A 25,338-nucleotide genomic window follows, 5' to 3' on the forward strand; every position below is an offset into this window, starting at 1 on the left:
TTGCGGCAGGGTGCGCGCAAATCTGGAATTCAGCGCTGCACCGATTGCCGCGCGAAATAGACCGAGACAGCGGCAGCAACGCCCTTGGCCAGTTGCAACCGGCCATCGCGCGTCGCCATCCAGCCGGCCTCGGCATTGTTGCTGACATAGCCGGTTTCCAGCAGCACCGAGGGCGTATCGGCCGATTTGAGCACGACCAGCGAGGCCTGCCGGTGATAGGGCGTGCGGAAGCGGAAATGCGGCAGCCCCTCGCGATGCAGAATCTCGGCAAAGCGCGCCGAGGATTCCATCGTGTCCCGCCGGGTCAGATCGATCAGGATCGAGCTGACCGCCGTGCTGGCGCCCGAGAGGTCGACGCCATTGATGATATCCGTGCGGTTCTCGCGCGCCGCCAGCCGCGCCGCCTCGCGGTCGGACGCGACGTCGGACAGCGTATACACGGTGGCGCCGCGCGCCTCCCCGTCTTGCGCGGCGTCCGCGTGAATCGAAATGAACAGCCCGGCGCCCAGCTTGCTCGCGATGCTGTAGCGCTCCTGCAGGATGAGGAAGCGATCGTCCGACCGGGTCAGCGCAACGCGGATGCGGCCGGTCTTGAGCAGTTCATCCCGCACGGCCTGCGCGATGGCCAGCGTCAGATCCTTCTCGCGAATATCGAGGCTGGCATTGTAGGCCCCGGGATCGTGCCCGCCATGGCCGGCGTCGATCACCACCAGCGGGCGGCGCGGGTCTTTCGGCCCTTCGATCGTCGGCAGGGGCACGGCCGGCGCAGCATCCGGAATGCGCACGACAAGGCGCGGCCCCTTGGGCGGGCGGCTCATATGGTTTGTGAGGTCGCCAGCGCCGGACACAGGCGCCCAAGACACAGGCGCCAGCCCCTCGTCCGACGGCGCGGCAAGGCTCAGCACAAGAGCAGAAAATGCGGTCAACAGGGCCATGGAAGGCGACTTTTGCCGTCCATGCGGCGCCAGCGCCAGCCAAAAGTTAACCGGCCGGCAAGGCTCTTGCGTGCAGGGTGCCGCCGCGTTGGTAAGCAGCCTGGCTTGGTCTGGCAGCGCGGGGCCTTCTGCTTTTCCACGTTGCTCTGCGGAGCAAGCCCTGCTAGCGCTTCGTTCTCCCGGACAACCCGCTGTGCCCGACTGGCGCGCGGTGGGGATTTTTCCGGTTAATCATCGCCTTCTGGGCGATCCGACAGGTTGATGTTGCATGGGGCATGGCTTGATGAGCTTGGAGCGCGCGAAAGCGGGCCTTCAGCCGCGAGCACTGTTCAAGCCGGTATCCGCAGGACGCGGACATGCCCAGGCGACAGACACGCAATCCTTTTTTGAAAACCGGGGTTTTCAGCGCCGCTGCCGTGTCGACACGACACGCAAGAGCGCGCCCCCCTACATGACACCGGGTCGCCATCCCCGCTTGCGGCGCATGGCGATGACCGGCTGGAGAGACTTTAATGACAATGCGTATGCTGATCGATGCGCGCCACCGGGAAGAGACCCGGGTCGCGGTCGTAACGGGGAACCGGATCGAGGAGTTTGATTTCGAGAGCGCTGAACACAAGCAGCTCAAGGGCAATATCTATCTCGCCAAGGTTACCAGAGTCGAACCCTCGCTGCAGGCGGCGTTCGTCGATTACGGTGGCAATCGCCACGGTTTCCTCGCCTTTTCGGAAATCCACCCAGATTATTACCAGATCCCCCGCGAGGACCGTGAGGCGCTTCTGGCTGAAGAAGCCGCGCACGCCGCCGAAGAAGCCGCCCTGCGCGGCGATGTCGACGACGAGGATGATCATGGCGAGGATGGCGTAGAAGTCGTCGAGCGCCCCAATCTCGACGAAGACGAAGAGAGCGAAGGCGAAGCGCCGGCCCGCAAGCAGAACGGCAAGGGCAATGAGCAGGCCGCAGAAGAAGTGCGCCGCAAGCGCATGGCCCTGCGCCGTCGCTACAAGATTCAGGACGTCATCAAGCGCCGCCAAGTGCTGCTCGTCCAGATCGTGAAGGAAGAGCGCGGCAACAAGGGTGCGGCGCTGACTACCTATCTCAGCCTCGCCGGTCGCTATTGCGTGCTGATGCCCAACACCAGCCATGGCGGCGGCATCTCGCGCAAGATCAGCAACGGTGCGGATCGCAAGCGGTTGAAGTCCATCATCGCCGAGATGAAGCTGCCCAACACCATGGGCTGCATCGTGCGCACGGCGGGCCTCTCGCGCACCAAGACCGAGATCAAGCGCGACTTCGACTATCTCGCCCGCCTGTGGGACGAGATTCGCGAGAACACGCTCAGGGCCGCCGCGCCGGAGCTGATCCACAATGACAGCGACCTCATCAAGCGCGCGATCCGCGACATCTATCACCGCGATATCGAGGAAGTGATCGTCGAGGGCGATGAAGGCTATCGCCAGGCGAAGGACTTCATGAAGCTGCTGATGCCGAGCCATGCCCGGCGCGTGAAGCAATATGCCGATCCGGTCTCGCTGTTCCAGCGCTTCGGCGTCGAGGACCAGCTCGCCGCGATGTACAATCCGGTCGTGCAGCTCAAGTCCGGCGGCTATCTGGTCATCAACCCGACCGAGGCGCTGGTCTCCATCGATATCAACTCGGGCCGCTCGACGCGCGAGCACAGCATCGAGCAGACCGCCACGGCCACCAATCTGGAAGCTGCGCGCGAGATCGCCCGCCAGCTGCGCCTGCGCGACATGGCCGGCCTCGTCGTCATCGACTTCATCGACATGGAGCACAACTCCAACATCCGTAAGGTCGAGAAGGCGATGAAGGAGGCGCTCAAGGACGATCGCGCCCGCATCCAGGTCGGCCGCATTTCCGGCTTCGGCCTCATGGAAATGAGCCGCCAGCGCCTACGCACCGGCGTGCTGGAAGCCTCGACCCGGCCTTGCCCGCATTGCGAGGGCACCGGTCTCGTCCGCACGGCATCCTCGGCGGGCCTCTCGGCCCTGCGCATGCTGGAAGAGGAAGCCGCACGCGGTCGCGGGAGCCAGATTACCCTGCGCGCCAGCCAGGAAGCGGCCTTCTACGTGCTCAACAACAAGCGCCGCGAACTCGATGAGATCGAGAACCGCTATGGCGTGACCATCCTCATCCTGCCCGATGGCGAGATCGAGGGCGCCCGCATGTCGGTCGAGGCCAGTGGCCCGCGCCCGACCATGCAGGTCAGCTATGCGCCCGTCATCACCGAAGAGGTGGAAGACGAAGAGGACGAGATCGAGGACGTCGAGGAAGAGGAAGAAGTCGCTGAAGAGCGCCAGCCTCGCGCAGACGACGAAGGTGGCGAGGGCCGCAAGCGCAAGCGGCGCCGTCGCGGCCGCCGTGGCCGGCGTGACCGGGACGACCAGTCGCCGCAGGATAGCGATGGTGCTGCGTCCGACGAGGATGATGACGCGCAGGCCGATGCCGATGAGCGCGATGACGAGCAGGCCGAAGCCGGCCCGTCCGAATCGAGCGAGGCCGAAGGGTCTGACGAGGCACCGCGCCGCGGCCGCCGTGGTCGCCGGGGTGGTCGTCGCCGGCGGGGCGGACAGAGCGACGGTGCAGACCATGGTGCCGAAGCCAACGAAGGCGAGACGGACGACGCCGCAGGCGTCGCGCCGGTCGAATCGGCGGACGCTGCCGAGGCAGTGCAGGAGACGGCCGAGCCCGCATCGCCCGAGCCCGCTGCGCAAGCGGAAGAAGCGCCTGCGCCCAAGCGCCGTCGTCGCACCCGCAAGTCTGCCGAAGCCACGGATGAAGCCGTGACGGTCGAAGTCTCGCCGGAACTGGCCGAGACCCCGACCGCCGAAGCGCCTGCTGCTGAAGCACCGACCGAGGCCGCCGAAGAGGCACCGGCTCCCAAGCGCCGCACGCGTCGTAAGACGACCAAGGCTGCGGAAACGCCCGCCGCGACCGAGGGTGAAGCCCAGCCCGAAGCTGAGGCAAGCACCGAGGCGGCAGAAGAGGCGCCCAAGGCCGCCCCCAAGCCGCGCGCTCGTCGCAAGCCCAAGACCGTCGAGGCCGCTACCGAGGCGCGTGAGACGCTGGTGGCGGATGCCGCCGACACGGCAACGGACGCTGATGCGTCGGCGCAAGCCGATGGCGACAGCGCTGAAACGCCCCGTCGCGGCTGGTGGCAGCGCACGTTCGGCGCGTGACGCACACCGCCCTGCGGTCTGAGAACCGGCATGATGGATCGTCCGATCCGTCATGCCGGGTTCAGGCTCGCCGGGCTAAGGGGCTGGTCATGGATCGGCCGCTCTCCCCTCCCCGGCAGCTCGCCGGCCAGCTCAAACCCCGTCATCCCCGTGAGGCGGCTGTCGCGCCCTGGCTGATCGGCCGACTTCTCGCCGTTCTTGCGCTGCTGAGCCTGCTCGCCGCGCAGCCCGCCCTGGCCCAGTCCGTCCTGCGCGATGCCGAAACCGAAGCGCTGATGCGCGATGCCTCCGTCCCGATCATCCGGGCCGCCGGGCTCGATGAGCGCAATGTGCAGATGCTGGTGATCAACGATCCCAGCCTCAACGCCTTCGTCGCGGGCGGGCAGATCGTGTGGTTCCACAGCGGCCTGATCGCCGAGGCCGATGATCTCAATCAGGTGCAGGGCGTGATGGCCCACGAGCTTGGCCATATCGAGGGCGGCCACATCGTGCGCTTTGCAGATGGCGCGCGGGAAGCGACCGGCATCCAGCTCGTCTCGCTGCTGCTCGGTGCGGCGGCGATGGCAGCGGGCGGGGGCGAGGCCGGCATGGGCATCATGGCGGCCGGTCAACAGGCCGCGATGGGCCGCTTCCTCACCTTCACCCGCACGCAGGAATCGAGCGCGGACGCCGCCGGCGCGCGCTATCTCAAGGCGGCCGGCATCAGCGGCAAGGGCAGCATCGCCTTCTTCCAGAAGCTGCAGAATCTCGAATATCGGCTGTATGTGCCGCAGGACACCTATGTCCGCACCCACCCGCTCTCGCGCGACCGCATCTCGGCCCTGACGGCGCTGTATGAGAATGATCCGGCCTGGAACAAGCCGACCGACCCGGCCTTGGAAGCGCGCTTCCAGCGTGTGCGCGCCAAGCTGATCGGCTTCGTCAGCGAGCCGGAAAAGACCCTCAAGCTTTATCCGCCCTCGGACCAGAGCCTGCCCGCCCATTATGCGCGGGCCTATGCCTATCATAAGAGCGCCTTCACCGAGAAAGCGCTGGCGGAAGTCGATACCCTGCTCAAGGCCGCGCCGCACGACCCCTATTTTCTGGAGCTGCAAGGGCAGGTCATGCTCGAATCCGGCAAGCCCGCCGATGCCATCCCGCCGCTGCGCGAGGCCGTGCAGCGCACCAATGGCGAGCCGCTGATCGCCGCGATGCTCGGCCATGCGCTCGTCGCGACCGAGGATGACAGCCATCTCGACGAAGCCGAGCGCGTGCTGCGCAACACGGTCGCGCGGGATCGGCAGAATCCGTTTGCCTGGTATTCGCTCGGCGTCGTCTATCAGCGCAAGGGCGATACCGCCCGCGCCGCGCTCGCCACGGCCGAGCGCTACTCGATGGAAGGGCAGGACGCCCTCGCCCTGCGCCATGCCGATGTAGCACTGGCCGGCATCCAGCCCAATTCACCCGATTATCTGCGGGCGCAGGACATTGCGATGGCCAGCCGCGCCTCCATGGAAAGGACACGAAAGAAATGACGAACAAGGCAGGCGCGGGCGCGCTGTTCCGCGCAGCCGGGGTGATCGTGTCCGCGCTGGGCACCCGCACCGGCGAGCGCAAGCGCGGGCGGATGGTGATGCCGGCTATGGCCGTTGCGCTGCTCGCCGGCGGCGCCGCGGTGACCTATGCTGCGACCAATCAGAGCCCAGCCATGCCGACGGCGGACCGCGCCGCCATCGAATCGGTGGTGCGCGACTATATCCTCGAGCATCCCGAGATCATCCCGCAGGCGATGGAACGGCTGAAGGCCAAGCAGACAGCCGGCACGGTCGATCAGAACCGGTCCGCGCTGGAAACCCCCTATCCGGGCGCATGGGAAGGCGCGGCCCAGCCCAAGGTCACCCTCGTCGCCTTCATGGATTATGCCTGCGGCTATTGCCGCGCCGCGCTGCCGCATATCGAGGAACTGGTGAAGGCCAATCCCGATCTGCGCGTCGTCTATCGCGAACTGCCGATCATTGCCGATGGCAGTGCCAATGCGGCGAAGGTCAGCCTGCTGGCCGCCAGCGAGAACAAGTTCATGGCCTTCCACAAGGCGATGTACGCGGCCGGCGGCGTCTCCTCGGACGCCATCCTCAAGGCCGCGCGCACGGCGGGGCTGGATGCCGACAAGGCGAAGGCCGCCATCGCGGCCAAGGGCGGCGATGATGAGTTCATGAGCAACATCCGCCTCGCCCAGGCCCTCGGCGCGGAGGGCACGCCTCTGTTCGTGGTGGGCGATCAGGTGTTCAACGGCCTTGTCGGCACCGAGACGCTACAGGCGGCCGTGGACAAGGCGCGCACCAAGGGCTGATTGACCGGAAACGGCTCAGTCGGCGCCGTTCAAGAGTCCCGGCCGGACATTGGAGGCCCCCTCCGCTGCCAAGAGGGGGCCTCCCTTTGCACTGGCCTCCAATGCCCGGACGGTGGGACGAGAGGCGCGCAAAGTGACGGTCAGGACTTGGTCCTGATTCCGATCAGTGCGTAGAGCGGGCAGAAGCTGACGAACGCGGTGAGCAGCGGCACCAGGCCGATCCAACCCCACGGCGTTCGCGGGCCGACAAAGACGAGCGCGATCAGCCCGAGGCCAATCAGAATCCGGATAATCCGGTCCAGTCGTCCGATGTTCGCAGCCATGGCCACAGCCCTCTCACCATTTCATCTGATGGTGATGCTAGGCGGGTGGCGGGCGCCTGACCTTGATGAAGATCAAACAGGCGCAATCTCAGTCGTTCAGGCTCAGTCCCGCAGGCGCAGCGCGTAGATTTTGGGCCAGTTCTTGCCGGTGACGTAGAGAAGCTGCGCCTTGGCATCCCACGCGATGCCGTTGAGCACCCCTTCCCCGCTCGCGCTCATATTCTTCGCCACCAGCGGTTGCAGGTTGATCCAGTCGTCGATCTTGCCGCTGGCCGGATCGATGCGGGCAATGAGCGGCGAGAACCAGATGTTGGCATAGAGAACGTCGCCGACCTGCTCCAGCTCATTGAGAAAGCGCACGGGCTCGCCTTCCCATGTGACGGTGACGCGGCGCTGCTCCTTGTAGCTCTCGGGATCGAGAAAGCGCAGGTCCGGCGTGCCATCGCTCATGATCAGCGCGTGGCCATCATGGGTGAGGCCCCAGCCCTCGCCCGTGTAGCGGAACGAGCCGATCGGCTTCAAATCCTTGCGGTTCCAGACGAAGCCGGTCTCGTCCTTCCAGGTGATGCTCACGATCCGGTCGCCCCAAACGGTGCTGCCTTCTCCGAAGACATCGGCGCGCATGGGCCGCCGCTGCAGGATTTTGCCGTCACTCAGCCGCATGATCCGCACATCTGACTCGCCGACTTGGCCGGTGGTTTCGTAGATCAGCTCGCCATGGATGGTGAGGCCCTGGGTGAAGGCGCGGGTATCATGCGGCAGTTCGCGCACGATCTCCCATTTGATCTCCGCCTGCGCTGGCCCCGCGCTGAAGACGAGGACGAAGAGCGAGACCAGCAGCCGCTTCATTCGGCGTCTTCCGCGAGCGCGTCGGCCTGCCAGTCCGGCAGCGTGAGTCCCTCAAGCGAATCGACCGGGCGATGATCCACCGCGAGCCCCAAAGCCGGATAGGCAATGCGCAGCCGGGCCGGGTCGGACCGGTCAAGCGGCACCACCACGAGGCGGCGGTTCACCTTGTTCCGATAGTGCATCCGCGCGGTATTCTCCTGCCCGACATAGCAGCCCTTGCCATAATCCACGCCGTGCAGCTCTTCCGCGTTGCACTCCAGCCAGAGCGTCTTGTCCTCGCCCAGCTCCGCCACGCCCTCCGCCACGCCTTGGGCCAGACGATGGGCGCGATACATGTCCGAAGCGTCGTCCTCCCCCGCTGGGGCCAGCCAGCGCCAGCCCAGTGCCGCGAGGCGGGGGTCGGTGGATGCGCCATCGACCGGATCGGCGGACCAGTGCGCGGCAAGCCCTTCCTCGATGCCGATGGTGACGGGGCGGCGCAGCCGGTACAGCGTCAGCCTGCGGGCCAGCGCCTCGACACGCGATGCCTCGCAATCAATCAGCACGTCCTCGCCGCCCGCCGGATCGGCCCAGAGCAGCATATCGTAGAGCGCCTTGCCCTGCGGCGTGAGCAGTCCGGCATAACGCGGCGCGCCCGGCTGCAGGCTCAGCACGTCCTGCGTGAGCAGGCCTTGCAGGAACGGCCGCGCCTCCGCTCCGCCGACACGAAGAATGGCCCGATCGCGCAGCGTGGTGGCGAGGGGCGGCGTGGCAAGGGGGGTGGTGGCGGACATGCGCTTTAGGTAGGGGGAGAGGAGCACCAAGCCAAGAGAGGTTCGCGCGATGGCCCAGATATTCGACCTGCTGCTGAAGGGCGGCACCGTCCACCTCCCGAGCGGCCCCGCACGCGTGGACGTGGGCGTCAATGCCGGCAGGATCGCGGCGATCGGCACCAGCCTGGGCGATGCGGGCGAAACGATCGACTGCGCCGGCCTCGACGTGCTGCCGGGCGTGATCGACAGCCAGGTCCATTTCCGCGAACCCGGGCTGGAGCATAAGGAAGATCTCGAATCGGGCAGCCGGGCCGCAGTGCTGGGCGGCGTGACCGCCGTGTTCGAGATGCCGAACACCAATCCCAATACGGACACCGCCGAGCGCGTGGCCGACAAGCTCAAGCGCGCCCATCACCGCATGTGGTGCGACCATGCCTTTTATGTGGGCGCGACCGGCGACAATGCCGAGCAGCTCGGCGAGCTGGAGCGCATCCCCGGCACGGCGGGCGTCAAGATCTTCATGGGCGCTTCCACCGGCAGCCTGCTGGTCGCCGAGGACGAGGCCCTCGCGCGGGTGCTCGCCCATGGCCGCCGCCGCGTCGCCGTGCATTGCGAGGACGAGGCGCGGATGAATGCGCGCAAGGATGAGCGGATCGAGGGCGATCCGGCCAGCCACCCGGTCTGGCGCGACGATGAAAGCGCGATGATGGCCACCCGCCGCATCGTGAAGCTGGCGCGCGAGGCCGGGCGCCGCATCCACGTGCTGCACGTCACCACACCCGCCGAGCTGGAATTTCTGAGCCAGCACAAGGATGTCGCGACCTGCGAGGTGACGCCCCAGCACCTCACGCTGGCCGGCGAGGACGCCTATCCGCGCCTCGGCACCTATGCGCAGATGAACCCGCCGATCCGCAGCGCCGCGCACCGCGAAGAGCTGTGGCACTGGGTCGGCCAAGGCGTGCCCGATGTGCTCGGCTCCGACCATGCGCCGCATACCAAGGAAGAAAAAGCCAAGACCTACCCGGCCAGCCCGAGTGGGATGCCCGGCGTGCAGACTTTGGTGCCGCTGCTGCTCGATCACGTGGCGAACGGCCGCCTGACGCTCCAGCGCTTTATCGATCTGACCAGCGCCGGACCGCAGCGCATCTTTGGCCTGGTCGGCAAGGGCCGCATCGCGACCGGCTATGATGCCGACTTCACCGTGGTCGACCTCAAGGCGCGCTGGACGATGGACGCGGACTGGATGGCCTCGCGCTGCGGCTGGTCGCCGTTCGAGGGCATGAGCGTGACCGGCCGCCCGATCGGCACCGTCGTGCGCGGCCATCGGGTGATGTGGGACAATCAGCTCGCCAATGCGGCAGTGGGCGAACCGGTGCGCTTCGAGGCCACCGAATTCCCTGGCCACTGAGGCGAAGGCAAAAGGGGGAAGGCGGGGCGATGGGGACAACGCGCGGCACCACGAGACGCAAGGCGCCCCGGCGCAAGGGCCTGCGCTTTCCCGGCAATCCCACCAGCCTGCCGGGCAAGCTGTTCCGCTGGCTGCTGATGCTCATCCTCGGCTTCATCGGCATCTCGCTGCTGCAGGTGCTGGTCTATAAATTCGTGCCGGTGCCGGTGACGATCACCATGCTGATGGACAAGAACGGCATCACCAAGGACTGGACGTCGCTTTCGGACATCGATCCGGACATGCCGCGTGCCGCCATCGCCGGCGAGGATGCCAAATTCTGCCAACATCACGGCTTCGACACCGATGCCATCCGGCAAGCCATGGAACAGAACGCACGCGGCGGGCGCATTCGCGGCGGCTCCACGATCAGCCAGCAGACCGCCAAGAATGTGTTTCTCTGGCAGGGCGGCGGCTTCTTCCGCAAGGGGCTGGAGGCCTGGTACACGGTGCTGATCGAGGCGATCTGGGGCAAGCGCCGGATCATGGAAGTCTATCTCAACGTCGCCGAGACGGGCATCGGCACCTACGGCGTGCAGGCCGGCGCAATCCGCTACTTCAACCATGGCGCAGACAGGATGAGCCGCACCGAGGCCGCCCGCATCGCCGCCGTCCTCCCCCTGCCCAAAAAGCGCGGCGCCATCGCCCCCGCCGGCTTCACCCGCCGCCACGGCAACAAAATCGCCCGCTGGATCGGCCATGTGAAGGCCGACGGGCTGGATGCCTGCCTGGATCTGAACTGAGCGGGCAGACGCAGTTCCCGCACAAAGAGCAAATAAGCAGCCCAACAAAAAGGGCGGAGGCATCGCTGCCCCCGCCCTTCCGGTTTCTATTCGCGGCAGATCAGAAGCTGAAGCGCGCGCCGAGGCGGACCTGATAAACCGACTGGCGGGTCTGAACGACTTCCTGCGGCGTTGTGGGAGAAGCATAGCGGTACTGTGTACATGCGGCGTTGCCGCACGTCACGGTAACCACTGCTGCTTGATATGGGAACGCGACCTGACGAAGCTGCCCCCAGTCCCGATTCAGCAGGTTCAGAACATTCTCGATGTCCGCGAACAGCGTAATCCGCGACCGACCGACAACCGCCGGAATCTCCTGCTCCATGTGAAGATCGATCTTCGTGAAGCTGGGCGAGCGTCCGACGTTCTTCGGTGCAGTTTGACCCTGGAAGTTCTTAAGGACAGATCCGTTCACGAGATCGCGAACAGCCTCGTACACAGCAGTGCTGGCATATACCACATTTGCATCGGCCGTCTGGCTGCTCACATTCGGGACATAGAGGAGATGACGACCGCCCGTGCGGTTGATCCCGTACAATTGCGAGACGCCACCAACAGCCGATGCATCGTTCATGGTGTAGCTGAATGCACGACCGTCACGCGTCTCGCCGAAAAGCTGGAAGCGCGTCTTGTAGTCGCCGAAGAACGCATGCTCGAAGCCGGCATAATATTTGAACTGCCATTTGATCTGGTCGTTGGCGGTTCCGTAAGCCGGATAATTGGGATCCACGTACACAGCATTGGTAAAGTTGGATCCCGGCGTGGAAGAAGTCAGAGGGCTGAGTTCCTTGACATCCTGCCAAGTGTAGCTGCCGCCGAACGAAAAACCGTTCTGGAACGATTTGTCGAACCGGACCACACCGACGATACTCCGCCCCTGATCCCCGTTCGTGAGCATCAGGTCTTCATTGCTGTCGGTCGGGCCAACCACGCTCACATATTTGGGGCGGCCATCCAGAGTGGTCGCGCCCGTCTTTACAAACCGGGCATTCGTAACGACCAGCGCATCCTTGACCCGCGTGTAGAGCAGATCCGCACCGAAGTTCCAGCCATCGCCCAGCGCACCAAAATCGGCACGGTAGTCAGCGGACAGGCTGAATTTCCACTGGCTCGGCAGTTTCAACTCAGGATCAAGGAGCGCTGTAGAACCGGTCGTGCCGGCAGATGCGTTTGAAACCGCGTCCATCACGGCTTGTGCGACACCTTGGCCTGTCACGTTCAGCAGACCAGCCGCTGGACCACCTGTCACGGCACCTGCGGCATTGCGCTGGATGGTCAGGCTGGACGTCACGATGCCGGTGTTGCTGTAGCTGTTGGAGACCCACACGTCCGGTGAACCGCCTCCGAACAGGCCGCCGCCGCCGCGCACGGACAACCGGTCATTTACCCGCCAGTCGAAGCCGACGCGTGGTTGCAAGACATCGCGTCCACCAAGCGTGGCCGTGTTGGTGAAGCCCAAACGATTATAAACATTGGAATTCAACGGAACGGGCGTGTTCATGTCATACACGTCCCAACGCACGCCATAGGTGAAAGTGAAGTCAGGCGTAACTTCCCAGTCATCCATGATGCCGAACGTAAACATCGTATAACGGAACTGTGCAGCAGCGTCGGAAAGCTCCTGAGAACGCGCGCCCTGATAGCGCAGCGCGCTTGCACGCCGGTTCTGGAAGTCTTGAATCGAATCGAAGTAGTAAGTGCCCAACGCATGCTGGAGGAACGCGTTATAGGTCTTCACATTCTCGAAGCCTGCCAGCAGCCGTACACGGTGGCTGTTCAGGTTAAGCTCACCGAGGAACTGCCCCGAAAAATTCTCGCTTTCCAATGCATTGAAGTGGCGCGAGGCATCCGGACCGATGTTGATAACGGGAACACCACTGGTGCAGGTCGTCGGAGAGGCCGAGACCGCCGGATCAACCTGCGATGTCTCATCAGCGCAGATCGAGAACTGGGAGAAATTCGCGCCCTGCGTCGGGTTCTGGCCGCGTGTGTACTTACGATAGGCGACGCGCGCCTCAGTCGAGAAGGTGTCCGACCAGTCACTGTTGAGCTGGAAGACGCCGGAGTGGACCTTCTCGCTCAGAATATAGTTGTTCGATGACAGCCCATATTGCGGCCGGGTCGCGCTGAACTCCGTACCTGAGTAGAAGTTATTGTCCCGCCCGGTCTGCACATAGAACGAGCCGTCATTATGGATATAGGTCAGGGCAGCGCGGTGATTGTCGGACAGGTTCGCGTCGAGCTTTACGACAACCTTGTCGTCCCGCTCTGTGTTGCTCGTCGGGACGCCACCCGCGTCATAATCGTAGACGCTCTGCGCAATGCCGGAAATCCGATCGAGCAGGCCTTGCGTGACGCCCTGAACCTCACTGCCGAAGCCCCCACCGATAGGCCCGATATTGATCGGCGTCGATTCACGCGCACGCTCGCCGGAAACCATGAAGAATAGACGGTCGGGGATGATCGGCCCGCGCAGCGTCGCGCCATAGACGCGGCTCTCGAAATCGAGATTGAGGGGCCGGTCCTTGGTGCGGTTGCCGGTCAGACCGTCGCTACTGAAGCTGTAGAAGCCGGTGCCATGCCAGTCATTGGTACCTGAGAGCAGCACCACATCGATGGCGCCGCCCTGCAAATCGCCGGCCGAGATGTCATATGGCGCGACCTTGACCGAGACCTGACCGATCGCATCGAGCGGAACCGGGCCACGACCGGTGGGCAAGCCACCATTGTTCAGACCGAAGTCGTCGGAGAACTGCACGCCGTCGACCGAGAAGCGGTTGAAACGGGGGTTCTGGCCGGCGATGGAAACAGCGCGGCTGTTCGTGAGATCGAGCGTGGCGAAAGCATCGCGACGAACCACGTCGCGAATATCGCGGTTGACCGAAGCGACACCCTCGATGTCATCGCGGGTAAACGCGCTGGCGGGACCTTGGCTGTAAGAGCCTGCGCCGGTGACGGCGGAGGCTGTCACGACGATGGTCTCACCCTCGGCTGTGAGCGCGATGGGCAGACGGAAGGTCTGGCCGGCCGTGAGATTGGCATCCGTGACGGTCGCATCGAGATAGCCCGGCGCACTGACCATGATGGTGTAAGGCCCACCAATCCGCAGGCCGCTGGTCGAGAAGCTGCCGTCGGCGCCCGTCGTCGTGCGCGAGACGGTGCCCGAGGGGACGTGCGTCACGGTGACGGCGGCGCCGGCGACCGGCGCGCCTTCTGCCGTGACAGTGCCGCGCACGGAAGAGGTTGTTTCCTGCGCATGGGCAGGGCTGAGCGCCACGCAGGTGGCGATGCTCGCGGCCGAGGCAGCGAGGAAGAAGCGGAAGTTGCGCATCGAAGATCCCCTTTAGATCATCACGAAAACTGGTCTTGAGCCGTCCTGATCACGGCTGCCTTCACCCCTGTGGGCTCGGACACATCCTCTCGCCTGGTCTGCGATCCTTATGTCATCGCCCGTGTCTGGCGGACGTGACTCAATTATGACGATGGCGGGTTCATACTGGCGACCAGCCCAGTCTCGCCATTGCGAAATGAGCGGTATGTATCCGGAAAAAGGAGGAAAATTCCGCAAATCGCTCGTAACGCGGCAATAAAATCGCGCGATATCAATGGCATATTGTGCAGTGCGGCATCGATGCAACGCTCGCGCAGAATCTTGCCATGAGATGAACGGATCGCTGGCCCAATCGACCGTCTGGGCTGCCGGCGAGGCTCAGTCGCGCGAGATGATGGGCCACTGCAGAAGCGGACGCCACCAGGGCAGGATGAAAAGCACGAGCAGCAGCCAGATCAGGCCGACCGCCCAGCCGCCCGCCACATCGCTCGGCCAATGCACGCCGAGCCACACCCGGCTGGCCCCGGTGGCGAGAATCATCGCCGCGCAGATCCATGTCACCACCCGGCTCCGCGCCAGCAGCGCGATGGCGCCATAGAGCGCCATGGCGCCGGCGGCGTGCCCGCTGGGAAAGCTGGTGCCCACAGTCTCGACGAGGCAGGGGAGCATATCGGGGGAGAGCATCATCGGGCGCGGCGCATTGAAGCCGAGCTTCACCACGCCGATGACGAGCGCGGTCCCCACGCCCGCGACCAGCAGCGGGATCAGGCGTTCGGGATGTCCCAACTTGATGAAGACCAGCCCCACCGCCAGCACGATCAGCGTGCGGCCGCCCACCGCGCCCAGCCGGTCCAGCGCCACTGCGCCATGCGTCACCAGCCCCGCACCGCGGACGCCGTGCAGCTTGCCTGCCAGTCCCATCAGCCGCTCATCGATGGGCGCGAACAGGCCGGTGGGCTGGAGGAAGCCGATGGCCGCGACCAGCAACGCCAGGCCGAGCGCAAAACTGAGCGCGACGCCCGGAGTTGGCAGTTGCCGCATCCGCCTTTGGATCAGATGTGGAGCGCCCGCCCATAAGCGGCCAGCACGCTCTCGTGCATGGATTCGCTGATGGTCGGGTGCGGGAAGACCGTCTGCATGAAGTCCTGCTCCACCAGCTCGGCCGTCTTGCCGATGGTGTAGCCCTGGATCATCTCGGTGACCTCAGCGCCGACCATGTGCGCGCCGAGCAGCTCGCCGGTCTTGGCGTCGAACACGGTCTTCACGAAGCCCTCCGCCTCGCCGAGCGCGATCGCCTTGCCATTGCCGATGAACGGGAAAGTGCCGACCTTGACGGTATAGCCCGCGTCCTTGGCCTTCGCCTCGGTCAGGCCCACCGAGGCGACCTGCGGCTGGCAATAGGTGCAGCCCGGAATGTTGAGCGGGTCCATCTCATGCGGGTGGACATCCTTGTTGCCCAGCGCCTGCGCAATCGCCTCGGCGGCGGTCACGCCCTCGTGGCTGGCCTTGTGCGCCAGCCATGGCGGCGCGGTGACATCGCCGATCGCCCAGATGCCATCCACGCCGGTGCGGCACAGGCCATCGGTCTTGATGTGGCCGCGCTCCAGCGTGACGCCCAGCGCCTCCAGCCCGATATTCTCGGTGTTCGGCACGATGCCGATGGCGACGATGCAATGGCTGAACTCGCTGGTCTCGCTCTTGCCATCCCTGCCCTTGATGGCGGCGGTAACGCCCTTGTCGCTGGCCTTGAGGCTCTCCAGCGAGGCGCCGGTGACGATCTTCATGCCACGCTTCACCAGCTGCTTTTCAAGGAACGCCGAAACGTCCTTGTCCTCGACGGGTACGATGCGATCCATCATCTCGACCACGGTCACGTCAGCGCCCATGTCGTTATAGAAGCTCGCGAACTCGATGCCGATGGCGCCCGAGCCGATGACCAGCAGCTTGCCCGGCATTTCCGGCGGGGTCATCGCGGTGCGATAGGTCCAGATGCGCTTGCCATCGGCCGGTGCGAACGGCAGGTCGCGTGCCCGCGCACCAGTCGCCACGATGATGTGCTTGGCCGCCAGATCGGTCTTCTTGCCGTCCTTGTCCGTGACCGAGAGCCTGCCCTTGCCGGTGATCGTACCCGTGCCCATGTGCACGGCGACCTTGTTCTTCTTCATCAGGTGGGTGACGCCGGCATTGAGCTGCTTGGCAACACCGCGCGAGCGCTTCACCACAGCCTCGATGTCCGCGCTGATTTTCTCAGCGGCCAGGCCATAATCCTTGGCGTGGCTCATATAATGGAAGATCTCGGCCGAGCGCAGCAGCGCCTTGGTCGGGATGCAGCCCCAGTTGAGGCAGATACCGCCGAGCAGCTCGCGCTCCACAATGGCCGTCTTGAGGCCAAGCTGGCTCGCACGGATCGCCGCGACATAGCCGCCGGGGCCGGAACCGAGAACGATGACGTCATAGGATTCAGACACGAAATGCTCCATTCAAAAGCCCCTCTCCCCTCGAGGGAGAGAGGTCTAAAATGACCAACTGCGCCTTCATTGCGCGTTCGCCAAGGCCGGCACCCTGCGAGGGCGGCGCACTTCGTCGATGGCAACGAAGATGAACCGGGCCTGCGTGACCTTGTAGGTTTCCTCGCTGTGCCGCGCGCGGCGCCAGGCCTCGACCTCAATGGTCATCGACGTGCTGCCCACCTTCACGAGCGTCGCGAAGACGGAGACCTCGTCCCCCACCAGCACCGGGCGGTGGAACTGCATGCCTTCCACGGCGATGGTGACAGCCCGGCCCTTGCTGTGCCGCGAGGCGACAAGCGCCGCCGCCATATCCATCTGGCCCATCAGCCAGCCGCCGAAAATGTCCCCATAGGGATTGGCATCCGCCGGCATCGCGGTGATCCGCGTGGCGGGCGCACCTTCCGGCAGGACATCCTCGTCAGCGGCCATGGTGCGCTTACGCCACCAGACCCAGCGGCGCCTCTACCAGTTCCTTGAACACCTTCATCAGCTCCGCGCCGTCCGCACCATCGATCGCGCGATGATCGAAGCTGCCGGTGGCGGACATGACGGTCGCGATGCCAAGCGCATCGTCGATCACATAAGGCCGCTTCTCGCCGGCGCCGATCGCCATGATCATCGCCTGCGGCGGATTGATCACTGCCTCGAACTGCTTGATGCCCATCATGCCCATGTTGGAGAGGCTGGCCGTGCCGCCGGTGAACTCTTCCGGCTTGAGCTTGCCTTCCTTGGCGCGGGTGGCGAGGTCCTTCATCGCGGTCGAGATGGCCGAGACGGACTTGGCGCCGGCATCGGTGATGATCGGCGTGATGAGGCCGCCCTCGATGGACACGGCCACCGAGATGTCGGCCCGGCTGAACTTGAGCAACTGGTCGCCGGCAAACTGCACATTGCATTTGGGCACGGCGATCAGCGACTTGGCCAGCGCCTTGATGAGCAGATCGTTGACCGAGAGCTTCACGCCCTGCGATTCGAGCGCCTTGTTCAACTCGCCACGCAGCTTGAGCAGCGCATCAAGGCGCACATCCACGGTGAGGTAGATGTGCGGCACCTGCTGCTTCGATTCGGTGAGGCGGCGCGCAATGGTCTTGCGCATGTTCGAAAGCTTCTCGACCTCGTGCGGAATGCCGAAATCCTGCGCGGTCGCGGTCGCGGCCACAGGCGCAGGCGCAGGCGCAGGCGCGGCGGGAGCCGACGCTGAGGGGCTCGCGGTAGGCTTGGGCGCGGTGCTGCCGGGCTTCACGCCCTCCAGATCGGCCTTCACAATGCGGCCATTGGGGCCGGTGCCCGAAACCGCGGCCAGATCGATGCCGCTGTTCGTGGCGATGCGGCGGGCAAGCGGGCTGGCCTTGACGCGATCGCCAGAGGAGGCAGCGGCCGGCGCAGCGGTCGATTTCGCGACTTCCGGCTCCGGCTTGGGGGCGCTGGCGGCTTCCGGCTTCTTCTCCGGAGCGGCGTCGGCCTTGGGTGCGGGCTTGGCTGCAGCGGGGGCATCGCCGCTCGGCACCTCCTCGCCTTCCTCGACCAGCACCGCGATGACGGTGCCGACCTTCACATTGTCGGTCCCTTCGGCGACGAGGATCTTGCCGACGACCCCTTCGTCCACGGCTTCAAATTCCATGGTGGCCTTGTCGGTCTCGATTTCGGCGAGCAAATCGCCGGACGAGACGGTGTCGCCTTCCTTCACGAGCCATTTCGAAAGCGTGCCTTCCTCCATGGTCGGCGAGAGGGCGGGCATCTGGATATTGATCGCCATGGGGGCCAGGCTTTCCTGTTTTTCGGGTTGGACAATCACCGGCCACCTTCACGCTTTGCCCGTCGGGGTCAAGGCCATCCCTTGCATCCAGACCGAATTTCCCGCACCTACCGAGCCGGTTTCTTCGGGGGAGCAGGCGATGATGCGGACTTATCTCGTCGTGGTGGACGAAAGCAGCGAGGCGGAATCGGCCCTGCTGTTCGCCGCGCGCCGCGCTGCCAAGACGGGCGGCGGCGTGCATATGCTGGCACTCGTGCCCAAGACCGAGTTCGTCCAATGGGGCGCCGTGCAGGCGACGATGGAGGAAGAAGCGCGCGCCCGCGCCGAGGCTCTCGCGGCCAGCGCCGCCGGCACGCTGATGGCAGAAGCCGGCATCCAGCCCGCGATTACGGTGAAGGTCGGCGATCCCGTGGCATCGGTGAAGGAGATGCTGGCCTCGGGCGAAACGGTCGCCGCGCTCGTGCTCGGGGCGGCGCCCAAGGGCGCGCCCGGCCCGCTGGTGGCGCACTTTGCCGGCAATGATGCGGGTACGCTGCCCTGCCCGGTGATGATCATCCCCGGATCGCTGAGCCGCGAGGATATCGAGCGGCTGAGCTAGGTCAGCCATTGTGGCCCTACGGCGTGTTCCTGCGAAAGCAGGAACCCAGGGCGCAACTGACAGATCTTACCGCCCTAGGCTCCTGCCTTCGCAGGAGCACGACCAGCCTAACGAAAAAGGGGCCGACCTTCGCCAGCCCCTCCTTCAAAATCCGATTGCGGCGGGTTCAGCCCGGCTGGTTGGCCCGTTCGGCGCCATTGCCGTCCAGATTCTCCGCGACGAACGCCCAGTTGACGTGCTTCTTGAGGATCGTGTCCGCGAAGTTGGGGCGCGCGTTGCGATAATCGATGTAATAGGCGTGCTCCCATACATCGAGGATGAACAGCGGCGTATCGCCATGCGCCACCGGGCAATCAGCGTCGTGATAGCTGGTCACTTCCAGCTTGCCGTCCTTGAGGATCAGCGCGGCCCAGCCGCTGGCGAAGTGGCCGACGGCTTCCGCCTTCAGCTTCTCGATCAGCGCGTCGGTCGAGCCGAAGCCTTCGTTGATGAGATCGGCCAGCTTGCCGCTCGGCTCCTGCGTCTCGGGCGAGAGGCACTGCCAGAAGAAGCTGTGGTTCCAGATCTGGCCGACCTGGTTGAACAGACCGCCCTTGGAGGACTTGATCAGCTCGACCAGCGACTTGCCCTGCAGGGCCGGATCGGCGGCGACCAGCTCATTGGCCTTCGTCACATAGGCATTGTGGTGCTTGCCGTGGTGATAGTCGAAGGTCTCGGCCGACATGTCATCGCTAAAGGCGGTCTTGGCATAGGGAAGGTCGGGCAGTGTGAATGCCATGGCGCTAATCTCCTCTTGGTGCATTAAAGTCGTTCTGCAGGCGAAACGCGCAGGCGCGCGATTCGTGTCGGTTGCCCGCAGCAGATGGCGCGTAGACCGGCAGCTTTCCAGTCATCTCTCCCGATCAGCGCCAAATATAATTTCGATATGACAGCGGCGCGACTTTGGCATAGCCTGTGCGATGGCCGATAACCGGCTTTAGGGGAGGGTGCGGTCAAAGCACCCGGCAAACGACTGGGGGAGCATCATGACGAAACTGTTCGGCAATCTGCATCTCGTCCTGCTGATCGGGGTTATTCTGACCCTGGCCGTCATTTACGGCATTGGCCCGAATGGCGAATCCGTTTCCGCCGCCTTGCGCTGGCTGCACACCTTCTTCGGCATTTTGTGGATCGGCCTGCTCTATTACTTCAACTTCGTGCAGATCCCGACCATGCCCAAGGTGCCGGCAGAGCTGAAACCGGGCGTCTCCAAGTTCATCGCGCCCTCCGCGCTGTTCTTCTTCCGCTGGGCCGCCGCGCTGACCGTGCTGACCGGTTTGCTGGTGGCATGGCGCACCGGCTATCTGCACGAGGCGTTCGCGTTCAAGGCGCCCTATCAACTGATCGGCCTTGGCATGTGGCTCGCCCTGATCATGGCGATCAACGTGTGGTTCGTGATCTGGCCGGCGCAAAAGAAGGCGCTGGGGCTGGTGGCCGCCGACGATGCGACCAAGGCCAGCGCTGCGACCCGCGCGATGATCTTCAGCCGCACCAACACGCTGCTGTCGATCCCGATGCTCTACTGCATGGTGAACTTCAACGGCGGCTGAGCGGCCGGCGCCCTGCGCGAGGCGGCAAGCGCCTCAAAGCAGGGCGTGTTTCTTCAGGCAGTGGCGCAGCTGGTCGTAGGAGAGCCCGATCGCCTTGGCCGTGGCGCGCTGGTTGAAGCGGTGGCGCTGGAGGGCATGGCGCAGGATCGCAGCCTCGTGCGCGTCGACAGCGCCGCGAAAGTCGGCGACATCGTCCAGCGCGATCAGCAATCGTCCATCTTCGACTGCACCCTCCTCGGAAGGACCGGCGACAGGCGCCGCGGTGGCGGTAGCGGGTTTTCCCGGCATCGGCTGCGGCTTCCAGGGCGAAGCAAAGGGATCGAGCTGGATCTCGTCGATCGGCCGATCCGGATCGGGCCAGCGATACACGGCGCGCTCGACGACATTGCGCAGCTCGCGCACATTGCCGGGCCAGCGATAGGCATTGAGCGCCGTCATCATCCGCTTGGAAAAGCCCGGCCAGGACGACCAGCCGCATTCCGATGCCATCTTGCGCCCGAAATGCTCGACCAGAACGTCGACATCGCCCTCGCGCCCGCGCAAAGGCGGCAGGGTAATCACCTCGAAGCTCAGCCGGTCGAGCAGGTCGGCCCGGAACCGCCCGGCTTCCACCGCATCGGGCAGATGCTCGTTGGTCGCCCCGACGATGCGCACATCCACGGTGAGCGGCCGCGAACTGCCGATGCGCGTCACCTCGCCATATTCCACGGCGCGCAGCAGCCGCTCCTGCGCCGCCATGGAGAGCGTGCCCAGTTCATCGAGGAACAGGGTTCCGCCATCGGCCTCCTCGAAGCGACCGGCCCGCGCCCGCGTCGCGCCGGTGAAGGCGCCGGCCTCATGACCGAACAGCTCGGCCTCGATCAGCGTCTCGGGCAAGGCGGCGCAGTTCATAATGATGAGCGGCCCATCCCAGCGCTGGGAAAGGCGATGGATGCGCTCGGCGATCAGCTCCTTGCCGGTACCCCGCTCGCCGATGACCAGCACCGGGCGGTTGAGATCGGCCGCGCGGCCGGCCTGCTCGACCGCATCCAGAAAGGCGAGGGATTCCCCGACAAAATGCGTCGTCTTTTCCATTCCCAACTTTTAGGGATATTTCCCAACTCATTGCAACAAACAATGCTTCGCGCGCACCGCGGACGGGGAGAAATTGGCGAAAATCCGGGCTTCTCGGAAATTGGCACGCCCCCTGCACTGCATTGGGCAATCCGCCAATGAGCGGGATTTGAAGGCCTAACCAGGATCAGGAAGAGACCGCCATGTTGAACAGTATCGACCGCTTCGGTGCTCAGACCGCCGCAGCATGTCTTACCCTCATTTTCAGCGCCATCATGGTGATCGGCGCTGTCGGCCCTGCTGTCAGCGGCACCCCTGCCGCCACGACCGCAGCGGCTCTGGACAACACACCGGACAAGCCGTCACAATCCCTTGTGTGACGGCTTCAAGGTCGGGGCAGCACACCCCCGCTGCCCCGACCGAACCGCCTCAGTTGGAGTATGTACATGAGTATTTTCTCTCGCACCCGGGACATCATTGCCGCCAACGTGACCGATCTGCTGGATCGCGCCGAGGACCCGGCCAAGATGATCCGCATGATCATCCTCGAAATGGAGGAGACGCTGGTCGAGGTGCGTGCATCGGCAGCGCGGACCATCGCCGACCAGAAGGAGATGCGCCGCCACATCGCCAAGCTCGACGCCCTGCAGGAAAGCTGGGTCGAGAAGGCGCAGCTCGCCCTCTCCAAGGATCGCGAAGACCTTGCCAAGGCCGCGCTGGTCGAGAAGCAGAAGGCCGGCGACATGGCCGAGCAGCTGCGCGGGCAGATTGCCATGCTGGATGAGGCGCTGGCCGCATCCGAAGAAGACATCGCCAAGCTGCAGGCCAAGCTGCGCGAGGCGCGCGTCCGGCAGAACAGCCTCGTCGCCCGCATGGAGAGCGCACAGACGCGCCGGCGTGCGCGCGAGATGTATAATGGCGAGCGCGTGCAGGATGCCTTCTCCCGCTTCGAACTGCTGGAGCGCCGGGTCGATCTGGCCGAAGGCGAAGCCGATGCCATGGGTCTGGGCGGTCAGCCCAAGACGCTGGAGCAGGAAATCGCCGAGCTCCAGTCCGCCGACAAGGTGGAAGCCGAACTCGCGGCGCTCAAGGCCGCGCAAGCCAGGAAGGATTGATCCATGGAGGACGTCTTTCTGCCCATCGTCATCTGCGGCATGCTGTTCATCGGCATGCCGTGGCTGATCTTCCACTATGTCACAAAGTGGAAGCAGGCGCCCAAGATCACCGATGAGGACGAACGGCTGCTCGATGAGATGCACATGCTCGCCCGTCGCCTGGAGGAGCGCCTCCAGACGGTCGAGCGGATCATCGCCGCCGACAATCCCGATTTCCGTCCAGCCCGCCCGAGCGCGAGCGACGATCCCTATTTCGACAGGAGGAACTGAGATGTCCGCCCGCCGCACCAAATTCTACCTCGACAAGAAAAATGCCAAAGCCATGGGCGTGTGCGCCGGCATTGCCGACTATATGGGCATCGACGTGCTCTGGGTCCGCATTGGCGCCGTGCTCGTGACGCTGGCCGGCGGCTTCCCCTGGACGGTGATCGCCTATCTGCTCGCCGCATGGATGGCCGAGCCCAAGCCGACCGGCCTCTATGCCGACCGGGAAGACGAGCGCTTCTGGCAGGGCGTGCGCACCAATCCGGCGCGCTCTACCCGCGATGTGCGCAGCAAGTTCCGCGACATCGACCGGCGCCTGTCCGACATCGAGACCTTCTACACCAGCCGCAACACCCGGCTTGCCGACGAGATCGACAGCCTGCGCTGACACAAGGGCGAGGCGAATGAGAGGCGCAACAGCGCTCGATTACAGGGGAATTTCAACCATGGATCCTATCACCGCGGACGCCGTCGTCGAATCGATGCCGCTCATCGTCGGCGCCAGTTCGCTGCTCGGCCTGCTGGCCATCGCCGGATGGGTCTTCAACACCTGGCTGCGCGTCCGGCACGGCTATCCGCTCGAGAACAGCTGGGGCAAGGCCGTCTACCCGCAGAAGAATGAGGAGCTCAGCGAGCGGATCAAGCTGCTCAGCCAGGAGAATGCGCAGCTGCGTGCCGAGCTTGGCGCGGTCAAGGATCGGCTGGCCAATGTGGAGCGCATCGTGACCGACAGCGCCCTTCATCTGACCAACGAGATCGAAAGCCTGCGCACCCCCTCCAACTGATCGCCATCCAACTGGCCGGGAGTCCCATCATGCCTGCTTCAATGCTGTTATTCTTCATGATTGTCGTCGGCATCCCGGTCATCGGGGGCATCTGGAGCAAATATATGCGGCAGAAGATGAAGCTGCGCGAGCGCGAGTTGGACGTGCTCGGCACACAGACCGCAGAAAAGGCCGCACAATATGCCGCGCAAGTCGAGCGGCTGGAGCAGCGGGTGCGGGTCCTGGAGCGGATCGTGACCGATCGCGGCGCGGCCCTTGCCCATGAAATCGACCAGCTCGGCGGCGCTGAATCCGCCCCTCACGAAACCCCCACGCGGACCGACCACTAAGACATCGACAGGAGGAGATAGAGTCATGACCGATCTTGACCTCGTGAAGCACGCCATGACCATGATAGCGCTAACTTTATCATTTGCAGTTGTCGCCCTGGCCTCGCTCAAGGGCTGGAACGGATGGCTGGCGCTCAAGCGGGCAGAGCTGGACATGGCCGCCAGCCGCGCCGCCCCGCGCGCGCCGACCCCGGACGCACCCCTGGCCGGCGGGCTGATCGAGATGGCCGATCTCAAGGAGCGCATCCGCAAGCTGGAAGCCATCGCCGCCGGCATCGACGTCTGATCCGCAGAGTTTCACTGGCCTCCCGCGCGCCGCGACCTATATGGGCGGCATGACGACATTGCAGACCATCCAGGACGATTACGAACTGCTCGAAGGCGATGAGCGCTACCGGCTACTGATCGACCTGGGCCGCGAACTGGAACCGATGCCGGACGCGCTGAAGACGGACGCGACGCTCGTGCGGGGCTGCTCCGCCTCCGTCTGGGTCTACCCGACACGGCTGGACAATGGCGCGCTGCATTTCCTGGCGGACAGCAACGCCGCCATCACCAAGGGCATCATCGCCCTGGTCCTGCTCACCGTGCAGGACCGGATGCCGGCGGAGGTCGCGACGTTCGATATCGAACAGGCGCTGGCACCCTTCGACCTCAAGCGCCAGCTCTCGTCCAATCGCACGCAAGGGCTGCCGAACATGATCGCGCTGATCCGGGAAACGGCGACTCGCCTGCAGGCGGAGGATGCTGCGGGTTGAAAAGGGGGCGGTTGACAGGCTCACGTCACAGCTTGCAGGTTGGGCGCCATACCGGTGAGCCGTTTTCACCGCAGCTTCATTCGCATTCGGCCTCCGCCACGAACAGGGCGGGCGCCAGAAGAAACAGGTGGCGCATTGATTGATCCCAAGCATTTCCGCGACGTTCTCGGCAGTTATCCCACCGGCGTATGCGTCATCACCTCAAATAATGCGGACGGCCAGCGCTGGGGCCTCGCGGTCGGCACCTTTTCCTCCATCTCGCTGGACCCGCCGCTGGTCGGCTTCCTGCCCGACAAGCGCTCGGGAAGCTGGGCCAATATCGCCACCACCGGCCGCTTCTGCGTGAATGTGCTGGGCAATGCGCAGCTGGAGACCTGCCGGCGATTCGCCTCGCGGCATGACGACAAGTTCGAGGGCATGGCCCATGGCACCAGCCCCGGCGGCCTGCCGATTCTCGATGGTGCGCTCGCATGGATCGAATGCGCGATCGAAAAGGTCGTGGAACTGGGCGACCATCTTCTCGTCGTCGGCGCGGTGCAGGCCATGGAGCGTGCGCCCGAGGGCTCGCCGCTGATCTTCTATCGCGGTGGCTATCACCGACTGATCGATCTGGAAGACGCCACCGCCTGACCG

General features: G+C 64.8%; 27 protein-coding genes. 16 read left to right on the top strand and 11 right to left on the bottom strand.

What is annotated here, in order from left to right; genetic code table 11:
* Nucleotides 1-29: 29 nt before the first annotated feature.
* Entirely contained in the window at nucleotides 30-935 is a 906-nt protein-coding gene (locus tag M2335_RS00185; RefSeq protein ID WP_319801180.1) for an N-acetylmuramoyl-L-alanine amidase, read from the bottom strand.
* 512 nt (nucleotides 936-1,447) lie between these two features.
* On the opposite strand from M2335_RS00185, the gene M2335_RS00190 reads away from it, so the two are divergent.
* The 3 genes from M2335_RS00190 to M2335_RS00200 all read left to right on the top strand — a co-directional run bounded on the left by M2335_RS00190 (nucleotide 1,448) and on the right by M2335_RS00200 (nucleotide 6,464).
* A complete protein-coding gene (locus tag M2335_RS00190; RefSeq protein WP_264593418.1) occupies nucleotides 1,448-4,135 on the top strand; it encodes an Rne/Rng family ribonuclease in 2,688 nt (895 codons plus the stop codon).
* A gap of 89 nt (nucleotides 4,136-4,224) precedes the next feature.
* The gene (locus tag M2335_RS00195) at nucleotides 4,225-5,649 is read left to right on the top strand and encodes a M48 family metalloprotease (protein ID WP_264593419.1); all 1,425 of its coding nucleotides are present in this window, start codon (nucleotides 4,225-4,227) and stop codon (nucleotides 5,647-5,649) included.
* Nucleotides 5,650-5,741: 92 nt separating this feature from the next.
* Nucleotides 5,742-6,464: a DsbA family protein gene (locus M2335_RS00200; protein WP_413716128.1), complete on the top strand. Its 723-nt coding sequence runs from the start codon at nucleotides 5,742-5,744 to the stop codon at nucleotides 6,462-6,464.
* A gap of 140 nt (nucleotides 6,465-6,604) precedes the next feature.
* Here M2335_RS00200 and M2335_RS00205 read toward each other — a convergent pair whose 3' ends face one another.
* From M2335_RS00205 to M2335_RS00215, 3 genes are all read right to left on the bottom strand, one after another.
* The gene (locus tag M2335_RS00205; RefSeq protein WP_264571478.1) at nucleotides 6,605-6,787 is read right to left on the bottom strand and encodes a DUF2892 domain-containing protein; all 183 of its coding nucleotides are present in this window, start codon (nucleotides 6,785-6,787) and stop codon (nucleotides 6,605-6,607) included.
* A 102-nt stretch (nucleotides 6,788-6,889) separates the two neighbouring features.
* On the bottom strand, nucleotides 6,890-7,636 hold the full coding sequence (locus M2335_RS00210) for a glutaminyl-peptide cyclotransferase (RefSeq protein WP_264593420.1): 747 nt from the start codon (nucleotides 7,634-7,636) through the stop codon (nucleotides 6,890-6,892).
* Complete coding sequence (locus M2335_RS00215; RefSeq protein WP_264593421.1) at nucleotides 7,633-8,409, bottom strand: YgfZ/GcvT domain-containing protein; 777 nt, start codon at nucleotides 8,407-8,409, stop codon at nucleotides 7,633-7,635. Before M2335_RS00215 ends, M2335_RS00210 begins: the two co-directional genes overlap by 4 nt.
* A gap of 49 nt (nucleotides 8,410-8,458) precedes the next feature.
* Between M2335_RS00215 and M2335_RS00220 the strand changes: the two genes are divergently transcribed.
* Entirely contained in the window at nucleotides 8,459-9,796 is a 1,338-nt protein-coding gene (locus M2335_RS00220; protein WP_264593422.1) for a dihydroorotase, read from the top strand.
* A 29-nt stretch (nucleotides 9,797-9,825) separates the two neighbouring features.
* Nucleotides 9,826-10,578 (top strand): monofunctional biosynthetic peptidoglycan transglycosylase, encoded by a 753-nt coding sequence (gene mtgA, locus M2335_RS00225; RefSeq protein WP_264593423.1) that lies wholly within the window; start codon nucleotides 9,826-9,828, stop codon nucleotides 10,576-10,578.
* A 100-nt stretch (nucleotides 10,579-10,678) separates the two neighbouring features.
* On the opposite strand, the gene M2335_RS00230 is transcribed toward mtgA, so the two are convergent.
* From M2335_RS00230 to M2335_RS00250, 5 genes are all read right to left on the bottom strand, one after another.
* Nucleotides 10,679-13,948: a carboxypeptidase regulatory-like domain-containing protein gene (locus tag M2335_RS00230; RefSeq protein ID WP_264593424.1), complete on the bottom strand. Its 3,270-nt coding sequence runs from the start codon at nucleotides 13,946-13,948 to the stop codon at nucleotides 10,679-10,681.
* Nucleotides 13,949-14,326: 378 nt separating this feature from the next.
* On the bottom strand, nucleotides 14,327-14,989 hold the full coding sequence (locus tag M2335_RS00235) for a phosphatase PAP2 family protein (RefSeq protein ID WP_264593425.1): 663 nt from the start codon (nucleotides 14,987-14,989) through the stop codon (nucleotides 14,327-14,329).
* Between the two features lie 11 nt (nucleotides 14,990-15,000).
* Nucleotides 15,001-16,416 carry a dihydrolipoyl dehydrogenase gene (gene lpdA / locus M2335_RS00240; protein WP_264593426.1) on the bottom strand — a complete coding sequence of 472 codons (1,416 nt, stop codon included), beginning with the start codon at nucleotides 16,414-16,416 and terminating at the stop codon, nucleotides 15,001-15,003.
* Between the two features lie 66 nt (nucleotides 16,417-16,482).
* Nucleotides 16,483-16,887, bottom strand: coding sequence for an acyl-CoA thioesterase (locus M2335_RS00245; protein ID WP_264593427.1), 405 nt, complete (start codon nucleotides 16,885-16,887; stop codon nucleotides 16,483-16,485).
* Between the two features lie 7 nt (nucleotides 16,888-16,894).
* The gene (locus M2335_RS00250; protein WP_264593428.1) at nucleotides 16,895-18,214 is read right to left on the bottom strand and encodes a pyruvate dehydrogenase complex dihydrolipoamide acetyltransferase; all 1,320 of its coding nucleotides are present in this window, start codon (nucleotides 18,212-18,214) and stop codon (nucleotides 16,895-16,897) included.
* A gap of 142 nt (nucleotides 18,215-18,356) precedes the next feature.
* Between M2335_RS00250 and M2335_RS00255 the strand changes: the two genes are divergently transcribed.
* Nucleotides 18,357-18,812, top strand: coding sequence for a universal stress protein (locus M2335_RS00255; RefSeq protein WP_181561548.1), 456 nt, complete (start codon nucleotides 18,357-18,359; stop codon nucleotides 18,810-18,812).
* A gap of 166 nt (nucleotides 18,813-18,978) precedes the next feature.
* Here M2335_RS00255 and M2335_RS00260 read toward each other — a convergent pair whose 3' ends face one another.
* On the bottom strand, nucleotides 18,979-19,590 hold the full coding sequence (locus tag M2335_RS00260; RefSeq protein WP_264593429.1) for a superoxide dismutase: 612 nt from the start codon (nucleotides 19,588-19,590) through the stop codon (nucleotides 18,979-18,981).
* A gap of 247 nt (nucleotides 19,591-19,837) precedes the next feature.
* On the opposite strand from M2335_RS00260, the gene M2335_RS00265 reads away from it, so the two are divergent.
* The gene (locus tag M2335_RS00265; RefSeq protein WP_181560858.1) at nucleotides 19,838-20,401 is read left to right on the top strand and encodes a urate hydroxylase PuuD; all 564 of its coding nucleotides are present in this window, start codon (nucleotides 19,838-19,840) and stop codon (nucleotides 20,399-20,401) included.
* A gap of 33 nt (nucleotides 20,402-20,434) precedes the next feature.
* On the opposite strand, the gene pspF is transcribed toward M2335_RS00265, so the two are convergent.
* The gene (gene pspF, locus M2335_RS00270; protein ID WP_264593430.1) at nucleotides 20,435-21,475 is read right to left on the bottom strand and encodes a phage shock protein operon transcriptional activator; all 1,041 of its coding nucleotides are present in this window, start codon (nucleotides 21,473-21,475) and stop codon (nucleotides 20,435-20,437) included.
* Nucleotides 21,476-21,657: 182 nt separating this feature from the next.
* Between pspF and M2335_RS00275 the strand changes: the two genes are divergently transcribed.
* From M2335_RS00275 to M2335_RS00315, 9 genes are all read left to right on the top strand, one after another.
* Nucleotides 21,658-21,834: a hypothetical protein gene (locus tag M2335_RS00275; protein WP_264593431.1), complete on the top strand. Its 177-nt coding sequence runs from the start codon at nucleotides 21,658-21,660 to the stop codon at nucleotides 21,832-21,834.
* A 66-nt stretch (nucleotides 21,835-21,900) separates the two neighbouring features.
* On the top strand, nucleotides 21,901-22,569 hold the full coding sequence (pspA, locus tag M2335_RS00280; protein ID WP_181560861.1) for a phage shock protein PspA: 669 nt from the start codon (nucleotides 21,901-21,903) through the stop codon (nucleotides 22,567-22,569).
* A 3-nt stretch (nucleotides 22,570-22,572) separates the two neighbouring features.
* Nucleotides 22,573-22,839 carry an envelope stress response membrane protein PspB gene (gene pspB / locus M2335_RS00285; RefSeq protein WP_181560862.1) on the top strand — a complete coding sequence of 89 codons (267 nt, stop codon included), beginning with the start codon at nucleotides 22,573-22,575 and terminating at the stop codon, nucleotides 22,837-22,839.
* 1 nt (nucleotide 22,840) lies between these two features.
* Nucleotides 22,841-23,221 carry an envelope stress response membrane protein PspC gene (pspC, locus tag M2335_RS00290; protein ID WP_181560863.1) on the top strand — a complete coding sequence of 127 codons (381 nt, stop codon included), beginning with the start codon at nucleotides 22,841-22,843 and terminating at the stop codon, nucleotides 23,219-23,221.
* Between the two features lie 94 nt (nucleotides 23,222-23,315).
* Nucleotides 23,316-23,618 (top strand): cell division protein ZapB, encoded by a 303-nt coding sequence (locus M2335_RS00295; protein ID WP_181561549.1) that lies wholly within the window; start codon nucleotides 23,316-23,318, stop codon nucleotides 23,616-23,618.
* 29 nt (nucleotides 23,619-23,647) lie between these two features.
* Nucleotides 23,648-23,947: a hypothetical protein gene (locus M2335_RS00300; RefSeq protein ID WP_264593432.1), complete on the top strand. Its 300-nt coding sequence runs from the start codon at nucleotides 23,648-23,650 to the stop codon at nucleotides 23,945-23,947.
* A 25-nt stretch (nucleotides 23,948-23,972) separates the two neighbouring features.
* Nucleotides 23,973-24,233: a hypothetical protein gene (locus M2335_RS00305; protein WP_264593433.1), complete on the top strand. Its 261-nt coding sequence runs from the start codon at nucleotides 23,973-23,975 to the stop codon at nucleotides 24,231-24,233.
* A gap of 40 nt (nucleotides 24,234-24,273) precedes the next feature.
* Complete coding sequence (locus M2335_RS00310) at nucleotides 24,274-24,705, top strand: SufE family protein (RefSeq protein ID WP_413715179.1); 432 nt, start codon at nucleotides 24,274-24,276, stop codon at nucleotides 24,703-24,705.
* Nucleotides 24,706-24,840: 135 nt separating this feature from the next.
* Complete coding sequence (locus M2335_RS00315) at nucleotides 24,841-25,335, top strand: flavin reductase family protein (RefSeq protein WP_264576861.1); 495 nt, start codon at nucleotides 24,841-24,843, stop codon at nucleotides 25,333-25,335.
* The last annotated feature ends 3 nt before the right edge of the window (nucleotides 25,336-25,338 follow it).

The organism is Sphingobium sp. B12D2B, assembly GCF_025961775.1.
Taxonomy (GTDB): Bacteria; Pseudomonadota; Alphaproteobacteria; order Sphingomonadales; family Sphingomonadaceae; genus Sphingobium.

Coding starts and splice junctions, on each gene's coding strand:
- M2335_RS00200 (WP_413716128.1), top strand. CDS start 5,742: ATGGTGATGCCGGCTATGGCCGTTGCGCTGCTCGCCGGCGGCGCCGCG.
- M2335_RS00235 (WP_264593425.1), bottom strand. CDS start 14,989: ATGCGGCAACTGCCAACTCCGGGCGTCGCGCTCAGTTTTGCGCTCGGC.
- M2335_RS00295 (WP_181561549.1), top strand. CDS start 23,316: ATGCCGCTCATCGTCGGCGCCAGTTCGCTGCTCGGCCTGCTGGCCATC.
- M2335_RS00250 (WP_264593428.1), bottom strand. CDS start 18,214: ATGGCGATCAATATCCAGATGCCCGCCCTCTCGCCGACCATGGAGGAA.
- M2335_RS00310 (WP_413715179.1), top strand. CDS start 24,274: ATGGGCGGCATGACGACATTGCAGACCATCCAGGACGATTACGAACTG.
- M2335_RS00255 (WP_181561548.1), top strand. CDS start 18,357: ATGCGGACTTATCTCGTCGTGGTGGACGAAAGCAGCGAGGCGGAATCG.
- M2335_RS00205 (WP_264571478.1), bottom strand. CDS start 6,787: ATGGCTGCGAACATCGGACGACTGGACCGGATTATCCGGATTCTGATT.
- pspC (WP_181560863.1), top strand. CDS start 22,841: ATGTCCGCCCGCCGCACCAAATTCTACCTCGACAAGAAAAATGCCAAA.
- pspA (WP_181560861.1), top strand. CDS start 21,901: ATGAGTATTTTCTCTCGCACCCGGGACATCATTGCCGCCAACGTGACC.
- pspB (WP_181560862.1), top strand. CDS start 22,573: ATGGAGGACGTCTTTCTGCCCATCGTCATCTGCGGCATGCTGTTCATC.
- M2335_RS00230 (WP_264593424.1), bottom strand. CDS start 13,948: ATGCGCAACTTCCGCTTCTTCCTCGCTGCCTCGGCCGCGAGCATCGCC.
- M2335_RS00245 (WP_264593427.1), bottom strand. CDS start 16,887: ATGGCCGCTGACGAGGATGTCCTGCCGGAAGGTGCGCCCGCCACGCGG.
- M2335_RS00275 (WP_264593431.1), top strand. CDS start 21,658: ATGTTGAACAGTATCGACCGCTTCGGTGCTCAGACCGCCGCAGCATGT.
- M2335_RS00185 (WP_319801180.1), bottom strand. CDS start 935: ATGGCCCTGTTGACCGCATTTTCTGCTCTTGTGCTGAGCCTTGCCGCG.
- M2335_RS00215 (WP_264593421.1), bottom strand. CDS start 8,409: ATGTCCGCCACCACCCCCCTTGCCACGCCGCCCCTCGCCACCACGCTG.
- M2335_RS00300 (WP_264593432.1), top strand. CDS start 23,648: ATGCCTGCTTCAATGCTGTTATTCTTCATGATTGTCGTCGGCATCCCG.
- mtgA (WP_264593423.1), top strand. CDS start 9,826: ATGGGGACAACGCGCGGCACCACGAGACGCAAGGCGCCCCGGCGCAAG.
- M2335_RS00195 (WP_264593419.1), top strand. CDS start 4,225: ATGGATCGGCCGCTCTCCCCTCCCCGGCAGCTCGCCGGCCAGCTCAAA.
- M2335_RS00220 (WP_264593422.1), top strand. CDS start 8,459: ATGGCCCAGATATTCGACCTGCTGCTGAAGGGCGGCACCGTCCACCTC.
- M2335_RS00260 (WP_264593429.1), bottom strand. CDS start 19,590: ATGGCATTCACACTGCCCGACCTTCCCTATGCCAAGACCGCCTTTAGC.
- pspF (WP_264593430.1), bottom strand. CDS start 21,475: ATGGAAAAGACGACGCATTTTGTCGGGGAATCCCTCGCCTTTCTGGAT.
- M2335_RS00265 (WP_181560858.1), top strand. CDS start 19,838: ATGACGAAACTGTTCGGCAATCTGCATCTCGTCCTGCTGATCGGGGTT.
- M2335_RS00210 (WP_264593420.1), bottom strand. CDS start 7,636: ATGAAGCGGCTGCTGGTCTCGCTCTTCGTCCTCGTCTTCAGCGCGGGG.
- M2335_RS00190 (WP_264593418.1), top strand. CDS start 1,448: ATGACAATGCGTATGCTGATCGATGCGCGCCACCGGGAAGAGACCCGG.
- M2335_RS00305 (WP_264593433.1), top strand. CDS start 23,973: ATGACCGATCTTGACCTCGTGAAGCACGCCATGACCATGATAGCGCTA.